The sequence below is a fragment of the Candidatus Uhrbacteria bacterium CG10_big_fil_rev_8_21_14_0_10_50_16 genome (assembly GCA_002774875.1).
In the GTDB taxonomy this organism is placed as follows: domain Bacteria; phylum Patescibacteriota; class Patescibacteriia; order UBA9934; family UBA11717; genus UBA11717.
Genome location: PCYM01000003.1, coordinates 1 through 14666 on the forward strand (window position 1 = coordinate 1; position 14666 = coordinate 14666).

The window sequence follows — 14666 nt, forward strand, 5'->3', positions numbered from 1 at the left end:
CGAAGGAATCAAGGTCACTAAATCTCCACCTGACTATTCTCTCCCACCACCATACTCTTTCCATGCGGCAAGGTATGTCGCTCATTAGAAATCACGGCATTTTTGCCAATAATACTGTCTACAATCATGGTGTCTGCCGTAATCTGAGCACCTTCCATAATAATCGAGTGCTGAATATGCGCACCCGACACACGGACACCCGACCCCAACGTTGTGTGCGGTCCAATAAACGCGTGATCCAAATACACGTTATCTCCAATCACCACCGGCCCACGAATCAACACATCCTCGCCAAAAATACAGTCCTTGCCAATCTTCACACGACCTTGAATCCGCGTATCGTCCAATTTTGCAAGACTTGTATCGATCGTCGCCTCTTCCTGCGTTATCTCATTTAACAACAATTGGTTCCCCTCCAACAATGCCTCGGGAGTTCCAGTGTCCTTCCACCAACCAACCATAATCTGGTACCCCACGTTTCCATTCTGTACGATGAAGGTATTGATGTCGGCAATCTCATATTCTCCACGCGCAGACGGCACAATGTTTGCAAACGCTTGGAGATACACGGGCATCTTGTACAAATATAAGCCAGTTTGCGCAAGGTTCGATGGTGGAACAGAAGGCTTTTCTCGAATCGCGATCAAACTTCCTTGACTGTCGAACTCCGGTACACCAAATCGTTCTGGGTCTGTCACCTCCACAAACGCAAACGATGCATCCAATTGCTCGTTTACAAACTTATCGACCAACTGTTGCAAGGATCCCAATACCACGTTATCTCCAAAATACAACAACACGTCATCCTCTCCAATCCACTCCCGTGCGCTGTAGAGAATCTGCCCAACACCGCAGGCGCCTCCTTCTTGCTCCAAGTACGTCAATTGCAATCCCCGCGTAGACCCATCTCCAAACACGGCACGCATGGATTCTACCTCTCCGGGATTCACATTGATTGCCACCTCTACAATCCCAACTTCCGCCACTTTTTTAAGGGCGTTGGCCAACATCGGCTCGTTTGCCAATGGAATAAGGTGTTTATTGAGGTTCCACGTAATCGGACGAAGACGCGTTCCCCTCCCTCCTGCCGTAATAATTGCTTTCATAAAGTAAAAAGGCTCTTTCGAGCCAGCTTACGTGATCTTCTTTGCATTTGCAAACTTTTCCATGGTGTCTTTTACAGCCTCGTAAACGGGACGCATTTCAATCCCAAACTCCTCCAAACGCTCAGAAATAAGGTGATTATTAGATCGCCCCTTCTTGGCAAGGCCTTTTTGAACTAATTCATCGTTAGAAATCCAATTGGTAACATGCGTTGGATCCACAATCGTCTCATAGAGCTCCATGACTTGCTTATGACGAATGGTTCCTGGATTAGTGACATGAAAAATACCCGGCGCACGTTTTTCTAATAGCTGATAAAACACGTCAACCATATCGTCAATCACCGTGGCACTATTTTCTACATCAATCACATGTTCATACGCAGCAAGTTTATCGATCAAATTCCCTGGAGAAGAGATGTGATCGATCGGCATGCGGATACGACCAATGCCTACATTTGGAAGTGTCGACAAACACAAATCCGCGGCCCATTTTGTGCGCGAGTACGTTGGAATAGGGTTGCCAAAATCATTTTCCCGCCACGCGTGATCTGGATGAGGTGCATCACCGTAGTAGATACATCCAGAACCAACGTGCAGTAAATAGAGATTCTTTTCTGCACAAGCGTCGGCGATCAATAAAGGAAGAATCGTATTACCACGAATCGTTTCCAGTTGATGATCTTCACACCAATCCACGTTAGGTCGTCCTTTAACCCCCGCAGTATTAAGCACCACATCCGGTTGATGCTTCTCCAATTCCGCCAAGACATCCTCTTTTGAGGCAATGCGGGTATCTGACACAACTGCGTCGTCCCACGCATTTGCGCACCGATTGCCGATATACCCTCCTCCGATAATTAAAATCTTCATACTACTGTTCTAGGGTCTTATAGTAGGATTCGTAATACGTCTGATAGTCTCCATTCTTACAATGTTGCCACCACTCAGGGTGTTCCTTATACCACAGGATCGTTTTGCGCACACCCTCGTCAAAATCAATCATTGGCTCCCAGCCGGTGTCCTGCTTTAACTTTGTAGGATCAAGGGCATAGCGACTGTCATGCTGTTTGCGATCGGCGACATACGTTTTGAGCGTATCGGGTTTCCCGAGCGTCTCCAAAATGACATCCGTAATCTGCTCCACCGATTTTTCTACTGTCGTTGCGATATTGTACGCCTCACCCACACGACCCTTTGTCAAAATCGCTTCAATCGCACGCGCATGATCCTCCACATGAATCCAGGGGCGACGATTCAAACTGCTCTTAAACAAAGGGAGTGGCTTATCCTCCAATGCATTAGATGTAAACAAGGGGATCAACTTTTCTGGAAATTGATAAGGACCATAATTATTCTCACAATGGCTAATGGTTACTGGCAAACCAAACGTATAATAATATGCCATCACGACGTGATTTGCGCTTGCTTTAGAGGCGTTATAAGGCGTTTTTGGCCGAAAAGCATCTGTCTCCTTAAACGATCGTTCTTCGTCCAATGACAAATCTCCAAAGACCTCACACGTGGAGATATGGTGAAAACGTTTGACGTTGGCATCCTTTGCTGCCGCCAAAAAAATCTGCGTTCCCAAAACGTTGGTGCGAATAAACAAACCAGGATCCAAAATGGCACGATCGTTGTGTGACTCGGCCGCAAAATTCACTACGACATCGACGCCTTCCAACGCGTTACGCGCGGTGTCATAATCGCCAATGTCGCCTTTGATAAACGTATAGCGAGGATCTGCCTCTACATCTTTTAAATTCTCAAGATTGCCTGCGTACGTCAGCGCATCATAATTGATAATCGTATCGTCTGCATGATTGGCTAACCAATAATGGATAAAATTCGATCCAATAAACCCTGCGCCTCCTGTGACAAGTAGTTTCATATTAGTTATCGAGTACGGTTTGAATTTTTTGTGCGTCCGCCGCTAACTCCTCGCGCGATCGATCCTGCTTTTTCCACGGATCATGATGGTCCCCCTGGTACCGTGGCAAAATATGTAAATGCGGATGAAAAACAGTCTGCCAAGCTGCTTCTCCGTTGTTCATGGTGAGATGAAATCCTTCCGCGCCGACAGCATTTGCCACGCTGGGTCCTATGCGATGTGCCACACGGAACGCGCGCGTCATAGACTCCTCACTGGCGTCGTAAAGATTTTTGGCATGTTCTTTTGGAATCACCAATACATGCCCAACGGCCACAGGCTCAATGTCCATAAATGCCAAGACATGCGTATCTTCATAGACCTTGATTGACGGGAGTTCGCCACGGACAATTTTGCAGAAAATACAGTCTTGCATACAAAATGTGATCATTATTTTCTCACGAGCTGATTGTACCACCCAATAACCCCAATCAAAAACAGCAACAAAAACCAGTGCGGATTAAAGACGCGCGTCACCATCGTTGGAACAAGCAGCTCCAAAATCACAAAAACCATCCAACTCAGGAGAGATGTGTAGGTCAGTGTTTTTGCGACAGAGGTTTTCATGTGTTTTTGCGTAACAATTTCTCAACAAGACGTTGCCAAATATCTCCCACAGATCGTGGCGACCGCGTAAAGGTCATCTCAATTTTGTGAACGTCCACGGTAGCCCCGCGTTCGGCAATGTTGGGAAGTGACAAAACAAATCGGTACGATCCGTCATTCAATCCCTGATCCGCATCCCCTCCCTCCTTCTCCAACGGCGGCAACCAAAACGTGGCTTGCCCCACCGTCCAGGGACCGTCCTGTGTTGTCTGTGGGTACGTTGCCAAGATGGTATCCACGCCAAGTTTATTAAGATTTATTCGATCTGATAGTTGTACTGGGTACGGATTAAAGAAGGCCTCCTGCGAAAATGCAATCCGACCATCTGTCACAACAAGTAAATCTCCTTTTGGAATCGTGAGCCTCGTGACGCCCACATGTTGATTCTCCACCGAGTACTGCTCATGCGGTACAGCGATCTCCACCTGCTGATCCCCAAGTATTACTGTCTGCACACCCTCCGCGTGACGCGTAAAGAGAGTGATGTGTTGCGCATCGGTCCAGAGCGTCACCGATCGCGGATCATCTAAATAGCCGACTTCGTCGCCCACGAACACATTTTTTGAATAGGTGAGCATGGGGAGCGTGGTAGAGAGTTCTCTCCAGTAAACATCGTTATCCGCGTTTAATTCCACTTTTACCAGCCCCGCACGCAATCCCACAACGTCCAAATGGAGTGTGCGCCTATCCAGCGCGGCGTTTGTATCGTTCACCACACCATCGTCCTCCGCATGAACCTCCGCTACCAACTCATTCCCTTGGAACACACGAATCGCAACCGGATCTTCTCCGGGATTACGATTCATATCCATGTACATGGCGTCGATCGAGAATCCACGTCCGTTCGTGACCGTGACAAATTCATGAAACCCACGTAGGGAAACCTGTGTCTGGCGCACCGAACCGTTACCCGTCCAAGCACGCGGCACAGAATTTTCTTCCGGTAGCGTGTAGTGATAGGTGGCAATTGAGGAAAGCGGCGGAGGGTCTTGTAACACATCTGAAATCTCACCGTAGTCGGCATGACGTTGATACAGCACAAGACTGTCCCGTCGTGTCTGTATCCAATTGAGTGCGTCGAGTGTTTTGTTGACGAGCGGTCGCAAATCAACCTGCCCCGCCACGGCATCTACGGTCGCCCCGAATTCAATCACCGGCTGATTCTCCGTGCGCACCCATGTACGAATATCCACCGTCTCATAATTCCCTGGAGGCGTTACAGAAAGATAGACGGGATCTCCATCGATCGAGTAATACGCGTCACCGTCCTCAGTGATTTGCACGGCCCCCACACGTCCGGCAGGGCGCAGACCATGGACAAACGGAGAATTATCTTCCGCCTCCCAAGTGATTGTGTTTATTCCATCCACATCTAAATACGTCCAAGCCACCCATGTAAAAAGGCACAGGGGAACGAGGATTATGAGCGTGTTTAAAAATGTCTTCATAGCGGTTTCCCTTCTAGAACCACGTCAAACTCTGCACGTTCAAATTGATAGAGCGTGAGCAAACCAATCTCCTCCACAGGGATTAACAACAGATGATTCGCGATTAACCGATCTTTGTGCAAGGAATCCAGGTCTTCTTGCGGAAACGTAATGCCAAGATAGTACAGAGACGCCCCTTGGTCTTCTACGGTCTGCATCATAAGCGGCAAGGCAGCATACGTTGTCTCACTGCGTAATGGATAAACAACCTGACGCGCAGGGAACAAAAACTTATCGGAACGATCCACAATAATCAAATCGTTTTCCTCGGTGAGATCCAATACGCGCTCGCGTTGATCCGTAAATGTTTGCAGGTTCTGCGCAATAAATGCCAGGCCTTCATCTCGACCAAAATTGGTAATCGTAAATCCCGTGTAGACAAATGCCACAATCCAAATACCTATAATCACTTGCTTCACCGCCTTACTTGAACGATGTTGCACACCACGGATAATTGCATAGGCCACAGGGACGGTCATTACAACGCTAATTGGCAACCAATAACGAATATAGGAGGTGCCAATCGTCACCGCAAGCGGGTCTGGGTTGTCGTGAATATTCCACGATCCATACACCACAAAGAGATACACGGAGACTAATACCGCAGGCCAAACGCAACGCAACAACCTACGTCGGCGATCTGGAGAAAGCTTTTGCCAATCCACAAGCAATAAGATACATCCAAAAAGCGCAAACGCGGTCCAGAGCGCAAAAAACGTCATGTGAAAACTCACAACATTATTTGCAATATTTTGTTCATGAATACCAAATGGAAACAGCCGCGCTAGGAGTGGTTGAGAAAATCCAATCGGCTCCACTGTTTCGGTTACTTCCACCGTCACGGGGATTGGATCGCCCGACACCGTATACCCTGTTAAAAACGGACCGCCATAGACCGCATTGTTGGTGACGAGCATAAGAACAAGAGGAATGAGCACACCTGCAACAGCAAGAAGGTGCTCCGCAAATGGCTTCTTTTTTTGATACCACGCAACAAGAAGCAAAACTGGCAAGATCCAAATCGCTTCATTGGTACGCACAAAAATCGCCATCCCAAAACTTGCTCCGCCCAAAAAGATCATTAGCAAACGCCAAAAATCTGCCCGTTTTGGCATAACCTTGTTTGCCGCCACATACCAAGCAAAGACACCAAAAATCAACAACGACACAAAGACAACATTTGGATGTAATCCGCGCGCCGTGAAGTACCACCATCCCGGATGCACCGCCAACGTGAGGGCGGCAACCCAACCCATTACCTCATTGTGTAGCAATTTTTGAACAATTTGTTTCCAAGAAAAAACGGCAAATACAGAAATCAACGCGACCAGCATCCCCAACGTTTCTGTACGTGTTCCCACAAGAATGCTCAATACACGCAGCAGCCACGGAAGCCCCAGCCACGTACTTGGCACCAACATACCGTTTTGCACCAGGAGACTTCGAGGATGGACTAAGCCTCCTAGTGTGTCCGTGTAGGCGGCCGTTTGTGTGTAGTCACCACCGAATAGTGGAACATGCTCCACGGCAAAGGCTGCCGCCATTTCATCCGGTGCACTCCACACGCCACTCTGTGCGAGAGGAAACCATACGTACACAAAAAAAAGAACGGTCGCCGCAAGACCCGTTAACGCGCCTTTGAGCATACGCGAATTACGCGCCATACGTCAACACGCTTATAACCGCCAAAACCAGCGATAAGATGAGCACGACCATCCCAATAAATACGAGCGGTGGAAATTGAAATGCCATCGAAAAAAGAAGAAGCGTCACACCCAGTACCTGCGTAAACATCTTGGTTTTCCCCCAACCGTTTGCCATAATATAGCCTCCGTCATGTTTATGACTCAGCGCACCTACGACAACCATAAGCTCAGAGAAGATAACAACGATCGTCAACCACCATCCAACGGTCGTCGTGATGACGATCACCGCAACGAGGGAAATGAGAATTTTATCCGCGATAGGGTCGTACATAGACCCCCACTCCGTAACCTGATTACGTAACCGCGCAAGCGAGCCATCAATCACATCCGTAAATGCGACGAAGAGAAAAAATGGAATGGACCATTTAAGCGGTCCAACAGCCAATGCCCACATTACAAACGGCGTCAGCAAAAACCGCAATACCGTTACATGATTTGGCGTCACCCAGCGTGGCACGAACGGAATAATCACATACTTCATTGCATGGTCGTGCCAGTAAAGTTTATTTGGATCTCGGTGGGTCATACCATGGTACAATTCCTCTACATGAAGCAACTATTTCCGTTGAAGTATAGCATTGGTACCGTACTTGGCCTAGCCGGGTTGAGCCTGGGGGCTTTTTTGACACACCTCCCCCTTGTAACCACACTGAGCGTTCTCTTTCTCCTCACTCTTGCTAGCTTGAGGCTCGGGAGGCTCTTTGATCACACACAGGCAAGTGTTCGCGCTCTTTTAGGGCTCCTGGTGGCCCTTTCCTTCCTCATGATCACAGGTGCAGGCGTCTATTACGTTGGGTTTGTGACCATTGCGAGTTATTTTTGGGTTCTTGCGGCCCTCCCATTTTTTGCCTGGCTCGTCACACGCAACACAGAAGAGCCTGAGACAGAATCAACAGAAACCATCCACGGATCCTCTGGGCTTTACGCATCCTTTATTGTTATTGCCCTCATTGCCTATTTTGTAACACTTACCGGTCACACAACCCTCCTCGCGACCCGATCCCCCTGGCTCATCATCACCCCACAAATTCTTGGGTGGATTGGACTCGCTGGTTTTGGGCTTTTGCAGCTGGCAAAACGTGGCAGTATCCGTCTTAGTCTGATCGGCACAATGTTTGTGCTCTTTAGCATTGTAAGCGTGGCTGCGTTCGTGTTCCCCCTCGGCTATGGATTCGATCCATTCCTTCATCAGGCCACCATAGACTATATTACGCTCCACGGGACTATCACTCCAAAACCCTTGTATTACGTTGGACAGTACGCACTTGAATTAATCGGCGTGCTCTTTACCGGTGTCTCAACCCAATCGTTTGATACATTTTTACTCCCTGTGCTTGCCGCACTTTTGCTTCCAAGCGTCGCTGCCGCCTCCACATGGCAAATTACCAAGCGTCACCTTCCAACCGCTCTTGCAGCCATTGGGACACTCTTACTTCCACTCAGCTCATTTATCAACACCACCCCACAGGGCTTGGCAAACTTGTGGACGTTGTGCGTCTTTTTTCTTGGACTCCCAGAACTCATCACAGGACATCGATGGGTCTCTCGCTGGGTCTTGGTGATCGTTGCGCTTGCGGCTGTTCTTGTACACCCACTTGCAGGACTACCTGCTGTGCTCTTTGTGACCCTCATGATTATTACTACACAGAGCAACTGGTCCTCTTCCCTGCGTCGCATACTCACCGTACTCGTCTCAATCGGCGGGGCCGTCATGCTCCCTATTGCCTTTTCTCTTTCTGGATCCGGATATGGCCATTTGCAACTCCACCTCAGCAATCTCTCACACCTCCTCCCGGCAACTTTTTTCTCCACACGGTTTAATGTCATCGGGGATCTGGCGACATTCCTTGGAACCAACCAATGGCTCTGGCTCATAGCGCTCGCCCTCGTTGCATGTGTCCTTCTTTGGAACCTTTCGCATCGTACTTGGCTTCTTGTTCCCCTCACCGCCGGCTTATTACTCATCAATGCGATTCTTCTCTCCGCGGCGGGCGACTTCTCTTTTCTTATTGATTATGAACAAACCAACTACGTCGATCGCGTCATTCATCTCGTGATCTTTGCTATTGCCCCACTCGCACTTCTCGGGTTTGCCCTTGGTGTAGAGCGGCTACTACAGATGAAAAAGCACGTCGTGACCATTGGAATTACGCTCCTTTTTTTAACCGCCATCACCTCTGTAGCCTACGCCAGTTACCCACGACACGACACCTACTCGGTGAGTCGAGGTTTTACCGTGAGTAAAAGTGATCACACAACGGTTACCTCCATCCAATCGCACGCAAAAAATATTCCCTACGTTGTTTTGGCAAACCAAGCCGTGTCGGCGGCAGCGATTCAAGATTTTGGATTTGCCCACTATTACGGACCAAATACAGACGTCTTCTATTACCCTGTTCCAACCGGCGGTCCGCTCTATCAACTCTACCTAGATATGATCGAAGAAACTCCGACGCGCGCCATCGCCCTACAGGCCATGGATATTGCCGGTGTGGACCGTCTTTATTTTGTGATCAACGACTACTGGTGGTCTTCTGAACGCGCCTTTGAACGTGCAAAACTTTCCACCGACACCTGGTTTCAGATCGACAATGGTGCAACAACCGTCTTTATCTATTCGCGATAACAATAAGACACGTTTTTGCGTTCTTATTCTTTTCTTATTTCTCCCGTTGACCCGTTTATTGAGACAATCGACCCAAACGTCAACGTCTGTTTTGCAACGTGCACAATCACCGGTAGTCCCATTTCTCGCGCCAGGATTGCAAAATGTGACAACGTTCCTCCCGTGTCAGAAATAATTCCTTTTACACGATCAGCATACGCGACCAATTGCGGCGTCAGTGCTTCGACAAATAAAATTTTATCTCCCTCCATTGTATCGATCGTTTCCTCGGTAACCAAAACCCCCGTCGCCTGCCCCGCAGAAACACCCAAAGCTTCCTGTTGACGCACCATCGGTCGATCTGTTAATACGCGAGGTAAGGCCACGTCAAACACCTCCTGCATTACCTGCTGTCGTCGTTGTTTTGACAGATGCCATACCACCAACCACCTTCCATACTCACGTAATCGAGATGTTTCTTGTGCATGAGCAACGTCATCTTCCGAGACGCCTGGCAGAAGTTGCTCTGTTGGTAACCCAAACGAGACCTCTCTAAACGCAGACGTATCCTGTAGATCCAATCCATTTCCTACGCACCCCACGGGCGGGATCAGACGAGGCATCACTGGTACCGTTGTTTCCATGCCGAGTGCGCCTGCCACGGACACATCTTCTGGCAACGCACGGCGCAATTGCTGCATCATCTGCTCCGCGGCTAAATTCAACAGGAAAATCAGCTCATAATCGGCAAACAGATCCTCACCGGGTTCTGCAAGTCGATCTCGAATCTGGTTATAAAGATCCGATACATTAAATCGCAGTCCTGCAAGCTTGCGCTGATTCTTCCACGTACGCATAATCCCCTTAAACGTAACCGGTTTAGGTGTGTAGGTATTCGTGGAGAGATAAGAGTACGCCGGCAAAAGACTGTGTAATTCCTTCTCGCGATCTACATAAAGTTGTCCGCCAATACGACACAAAAACTGTGTGTCTGTAAAATTAATTCCAAGATCGGTATAGGCGTGCTGCACCGGTCCACCCTCGGCATATAGCGATTGCAGCAAGGCAAACGTCTCATCCGATGGCGTTGGTGCAACTTCGCATACCTCTGTTTTTTCAAAATAGAAAGGTGTCTTTGGTAATGTTTGATCCAAAAAAACACTTGCGCGCGTCTGGTCCTCTGCCAAAGTCGTGATTGGACGTGATTGAACAAAAAACACTTGGTGATCTTTAATCAGCCATTCAATATCTTGCGGTTTTCCAAGTCGTTGTTCGATCTTGATTGCTTGCTGGAGTAAGGTTTGCATTTCTGGAAACGCCATCTGTTGGTCCACATGCGATCGATAACAAAGAGACCGTTCCACATGTTTGGTGCCCGACACAACCGCATCTCCGCGGCCCCGTGTCCATTCCACAATCATCTCTCGGCCCTCTATTGGATGGCGCGTAAACACAACGCCTGCCAAATCCGGCTCAATAAATTCCATCACAAGCAAAGAAAATTGATCCATGGACGCAAGTTGTTTCCGAGCGTCCTCCAACACTTCCTGTATAACGACTGCCAAATGATTGACGGAGACATCTAATCGCGTCAAAAACTGACCCGCCTGCGAGCTCTGCGCCGTATCTTCTGTAAGCGCGCTCGATCGCACCGCGTAATGGACCCCTGGGAGTTGGTCTACCACGCGCCGTGCCATTATCTCCACGGAGAGCCGTTGAATCTCCTGACACGAAAACGCCACAAACGGCGGTACACAAAACCCCGCATCCTGGAGCTGAACAAGTGTCGTTGTCTTCCCTCCAAATTGCTTAGTATTCATACGGGGCGGCATAGCGACCAAGAAATAGGTGACCACGTTGTTCTAATTTAATGCCAACGATCTTTGCATCAAAGCAACTGACAAAATCATCACACACCGTAATCACGGTCGAGCGAGGTGGTACGCGATCAAGCAGCGAATCCATGGCAGCCGTTGGCGTAAAGATAGACGTGATGTGAATACTGCCTGCAATTCCACTGCGTACAAACGATTCCTCCTCACGCGCATCCACGAGTAGAGCGCCCGTCGCAACGAGTGCGCGCACGTCACTTGTTGTATAGGTGCGAGAATACCGTTCCTGCGAATACACGTGAGAAAACGCAATTTCACCATCCCACAGACCACCAAATCGTACCCACCCGTCGGCGCCTTCTTTCAGATAACGAGTCGCGAGCCCCTTGGTCCGCAAAAACGACGTCACCTCCTCTCCGCGAATTCCCGACCAGCACAGCACCACAATCTCTTTGTCTGTTGGTAATTCTGTCCAGGCACCGGCAAGTAAATCTGCAAAACGCACATGCGTACTCTTTGGGAATCGTCCAATCTCGTATTCCTCATCCTCGCGTGCATCAAGAACAAACACTTGGTTTAAATCAACCGCTGCGAAGGATTCATTCGAGAGAACAAGCGGCATATCTGGATGTGCTTCCAGGTACGTTATTTGAGGCGTTGGAGCAGCGGGCACAACATCGTTTGCATCAATTCTATCCTCTAATGATTGACGTACCTCCTGTGTGTATTTGTCCTGTGCACGATAAAACAACATACGGTTCATCACAAACGCCGCTAAGAGAGAGATTAGTATCACCACAAGAACACCAAGAGCAAATTGTATTTTATGACGGCGCAACACATAGTACAGATGTGTCGACCCACGCAACATGGCACTAGCCATGACTCCCACGACTAAAACGACAAAGGAGAATAGTTGCATAAACTGCGAACCAAACCCAAAAATAAAATCCGGTGGTGGAAGAGCGTAAACCACTTGAGGACTCACGAGGACAAGTGCGAGTCCGATCCAACTCAAACAACGTGTTGCAGAACGTTTCATAGAAGTTATAGATCTCTGATCAAGTTTGATTTTCAAACGAGCAACCGCTGAACGTACGCCCCCACTTCCACGGCAGAAAAATCTTCCACACACAACACATGCCCCTGCGCGACGTCGTAAATTGCTTGCGCGATTGCGCGTACGTTTCCTGGTTCAAAGAGTCCGGAGGGATGAATCAACTCTGGCACGCCTCCCTGCTCTGCCCCAATCACGGGCAACCCCAACGCATTTGCCTCTAATATAACACCTGGACAGTTCTCAATGGCCACCGAGGGAAATACAAACGCATCCGCTTCCTGCATACGTGCAAGAACGGTTGTATGAGAGACTTTTCCCAAAAATGTCACAGAGACATTCTCTGCAGTCTGCAATGATTGTTCTTCCAAGGCAATCAACTGCGATCCGTCTCCAATAATAGTTAATTGGATTGGTCGATCAAAGGGATGTTGCAACGCCCCGAGCACAGAGGCGAGGCCTTTATGTGCTTCTAATTGACCAACAAAAAGAAGTCGAAGCGCTTTCTGCGTGGTACGGGAATGACGTGTATAGGATTGTATGGCCTCCAAGTCCGCAATAGGATTTTGTAGAATCCGCACCTCTGATTTAAAAAAGAATCCCGATTGTTTATGACGATCCACAATAAAATGTGTCGGACCCACAACAAGCGTTGGCGACCCCATCACCCACCGCATCCACCATTGATACGGCACTGCCACAAAGCCTCGTTGCCAAAGAGGCGCACGATCCAACCACCATAGGCCACTTGGAACCAACAGCTGCACATCGTGCAAAACATGAATCCATCGCACGCGAGAATGCTTAACTCCACGCACCGCAGACATCCCCATACCTCGCAGGTTGTGCGATAGGATAACGTCTGGTTTTACTTGTTCAATAATTTGTTTCACAATCTTTCCCGAACGTCCAAACGGCCAGATATCCCTCGCATGCCACAGGAGTCGGCACCACAGTGGTTGCTGCGCGTCTTCTAAAATGTGATAGGGCAATGGCGGATGGTAGCGACAAACCGTTACACCTTCCACCAGGGTTTCCTTGAGCTCCTCACCAGTCTCTGCGGTCGTGGTCAACACGGTTACTGCATGTCCTTGGCGCACCAACTCCTCGGCCGTGAGTTTTACAATGGATTCTGCACCCCCGCGCGCCTCAGGCGCATATAAATTGGAAAGCATGAGTATGCGCATAGGCTATCGTTTGTGCGTTTGTTGTTCATAGACTTTCACCAAGTCGCTCACATGCTTCTCCCATGTAAAGAAGGATTCCACGCGTTCTCGCGCCGCCTTGCCCATAGAGGCTCGTACCTCGGAATGATCGATCATCCAAGCAATCGCCGTTGCCAACGCAGAGACATTCATTGGCGGAACCAATAACCCCGTTTTATAATCAACGACAACCGTGCGTACCCCTGCGAGGTCTGAGGCAACCACCGGTGTTCCACTTGCCTGTGCCTCTAGCGCCACCAACCCAAACGCCTCAGATCTGTCCGTCGACGGAAACACAAATACGTCTGACTCTCGATACAAGCGCTCCGCCTCCCCAATCGCATGACCAAGAAACGTGATACGACCTGCTATTCCCGCATCTTTTACCTGCTGTTCATACCCTGCACGCAGGTCACCGTCTCCCACCACCAGCAACTTCCAATCGGATCGGTCTTGAAGCTGTTCCAATGCATTGATTAACACACCCAATCCTTTAAAATAATGATTCTTATCCAACCCTCCAAGAAACATGAGCTGCACCTGTGAACGTGCAGGGTTTTCTTCTGGGTAAAATCGTGCCGTATCCACGCCAAACGGAATCTCCATCACCTTCGGTTCCACGACCTGCCAGAATGAAGATAACCAACTCCCGGTTGCATAGTCCATAGAGGCAACGACAATCGATCGCGCTTTGGTCAACAACGTTTTTAAAAACAATCGACGATACAAAGCCGTCACAACGCCAATCAACCCACCCGCCACCACGTCCATGTGATAGGTGATGATCAGATTCTGTGGCCTCCATCCAAACCACATACGGAACACCGCAAGCTCTTGCACACCAAAAAACGGTGCGTGCAGATGAACCGCATCAAAGGATGGATCGTGCATCATTGCCTCAACTCCAACAGACAGTCCTGTGCGTGTCCAACGAACTTGTGCCGGAAATCGATGCACTATAATTCCATCCTCTTCCCCATGAAATTCTGGGATCCCAGGATAGGTGATCGTCGCCACGTGCACTTCATGCCCGCGCGCAGCCAGTTCTCGTGCTTCCTCAAACACAACGTTACCCATCCCTCCCTTGTACGGCGGGTAGCTGGAAACAATATGGAGGAGTTTCATAATCAATAGA

12 protein-coding genes are annotated in these 14666 nt (G+C 49.0%); 1 reads left to right on the forward strand and 11 read right to left on the reverse strand.

The genetic code is table 11. From position 1 onward, the window contains the following. Positions 1-17: 17 nt before the first annotated feature. The 7 genes from COV06_02150 to COV06_02180 form a co-directional block, all read right to left on the reverse strand. The gene (locus tag COV06_02150) at positions 18-1106 is read right to left on the reverse strand and encodes a glucose-1-phosphate thymidylyltransferase (GenBank protein ID PIR47664.1); all 1089 of its coding nucleotides are present in this window, start codon (positions 1104-1106) and stop codon (positions 18-20) included. A 27-nt stretch (positions 1107-1133) separates the two neighbouring features. Beyond that, positions 1134-1976, reverse strand: coding sequence for a hypothetical protein (locus COV06_02155; protein ID PIR47665.1), 843 nt, complete (start codon positions 1974-1976; stop codon positions 1134-1136). Between the two features lies 1 nt (position 1977). Further along, positions 1978-2994: a dTDP-glucose 4,6-dehydratase gene (rfbB, locus tag COV06_02160; GenBank protein ID PIR47666.1), complete on the reverse strand. Its 1017-nt coding sequence runs from the start codon at positions 2992-2994 to the stop codon at positions 1978-1980. A gap of 1 nt (position 2995) precedes the next feature. Then, complete coding sequence (locus COV06_02165; GenBank protein PIR47691.1) at positions 2996-3409, reverse strand: HIT family protein; 414 nt, start codon at positions 3407-3409, stop codon at positions 2996-2998. Positions 3410-3596: 187 nt separating this feature from the next. Further along, a complete protein-coding gene (locus COV06_02170) occupies positions 3597-5087 on the reverse strand; it encodes a hypothetical protein (GenBank protein PIR47667.1) in 1491 nt (496 codons plus the stop codon). Further along, entirely contained in the window at positions 5084-6790 is a 1707-nt protein-coding gene (locus COV06_02175) for a hypothetical protein (GenBank protein PIR47668.1), read from the reverse strand. The genes COV06_02170 and COV06_02175 overlap by 4 nt, the downstream gene beginning before the upstream one ends. Beyond that, the gene (locus tag COV06_02180) at positions 6780-7358 is read right to left on the reverse strand and encodes a CDP-diacylglycerol--glycerol-3-phosphate 3-phosphatidyltransferase (GenBank protein ID PIR47669.1); all 579 of its coding nucleotides are present in this window, start codon (positions 7356-7358) and stop codon (positions 6780-6782) included. Before COV06_02180 ends, COV06_02175 begins: the two co-directional genes overlap by 11 nt. Before the next feature lie 21 nt (positions 7359-7379). On the opposite strand from COV06_02180, the gene COV06_02185 reads away from it, so the two are divergent. Then, positions 7380-9458, forward strand: coding sequence for a hypothetical protein (locus COV06_02185; protein PIR47670.1), 2079 nt, complete (start codon positions 7380-7382; stop codon positions 9456-9458). A 23-nt stretch (positions 9459-9481) separates the two neighbouring features. Here the strand turns inward: COV06_02185 and COV06_02190 are convergent, their stop codons facing one another. Genes COV06_02190 through COV06_02205 form a run of 4 tightly spaced genes read right to left on the reverse strand, consistent with a single transcriptional unit; the run spans position 9482 to position 14656 of the window. Beyond that, on the reverse strand, positions 9482-11269 hold the full coding sequence (locus COV06_02190) for a hypothetical protein (protein PIR47671.1): 1788 nt from the start codon (positions 11267-11269) through the stop codon (positions 9482-9484). Further along, entirely contained in the window at positions 11247-12311 is a 1065-nt protein-coding gene (locus COV06_02195; protein PIR47672.1) for a hypothetical protein, read from the reverse strand. The genes COV06_02190 and COV06_02195 overlap by 23 nt, the downstream gene beginning before the upstream one ends. 32 nt (positions 12312-12343) lie before the next feature. Beyond that, a complete protein-coding gene (locus COV06_02200; GenBank protein PIR47673.1) occupies positions 12344-13513 on the reverse strand; it encodes a hypothetical protein in 1170 nt (389 codons plus the stop codon). 3 nt (positions 13514-13516) lie between these two features. Beyond that, a complete protein-coding gene (locus COV06_02205) occupies positions 13517-14656 on the reverse strand; it encodes a hypothetical protein (GenBank protein ID PIR47674.1) in 1140 nt (379 codons plus the stop codon). Between the last annotated feature and the right edge of the window lie 10 nt (positions 14657-14666).

Excerpts from the sequence above, each read along its gene's own strand:
- COV06_02165 (PIR47691.1), bottom strand. The coding sequence starts at position 3,409 with ATGCAAGACTGTATTTTCTGCAAAATTGTCCGTGGCGAACTCCCGTCA.
- rfbB (PIR47666.1), bottom strand. The coding sequence starts at position 2,994 with ATGAAACTACTTGTCACAGGAGGCGCAGGGTTTATTGGATCGAATTTT.
- COV06_02195 (PIR47672.1), bottom strand. The coding sequence starts at position 12,311 with ATGAAACGTTCTGCAACACGTTGTTTGAGTTGGATCGGACTCGCACTT.
- COV06_02190 (PIR47671.1), bottom strand. The coding sequence starts at position 11,269 with ATGCCGCCCCGTATGAATACTAAGCAATTTGGAGGGAAGACAACGACA.
- COV06_02205 (PIR47674.1), bottom strand. The coding sequence starts at position 14,656 with ATGAAACTCCTCCATATTGTTTCCAGCTACCCGCCGTACAAGGGAGGG.
- COV06_02150 (PIR47664.1), bottom strand. The coding sequence starts at position 1,106 with ATGAAAGCAATTATTACGGCAGGAGGGAGGGGAACGCGTCTTCGTCCG.
- COV06_02200 (PIR47673.1), bottom strand. The coding sequence starts at position 13,513 with ATGCGCATACTCATGCTTTCCAATTTATATGCGCCTGAGGCGCGCGGG.
- COV06_02170 (PIR47667.1), bottom strand. The coding sequence starts at position 5,087 with ATGAAGACATTTTTAAACACGCTCATAATCCTCGTTCCCCTGTGCCTT.
- COV06_02180 (PIR47669.1), bottom strand. The coding sequence starts at position 7,358 with ATGACCCACCGAGATCCAAATAAACTTTACTGGCACGACCATGCAATG.
- COV06_02185 (PIR47670.1), top strand. The coding sequence starts at position 7,380 with ATGAAGCAACTATTTCCGTTGAAGTATAGCATTGGTACCGTACTTGGC.
- COV06_02175 (PIR47668.1), bottom strand. The coding sequence starts at position 6,790 with ATGGCGCGTAATTCGCGTATGCTCAAAGGCGCGTTAACGGGTCTTGCG.
- COV06_02155 (PIR47665.1), bottom strand. The coding sequence starts at position 1,976 with ATGAAGATTTTAATTATCGGAGGAGGGTATATCGGCAATCGGTGCGCA.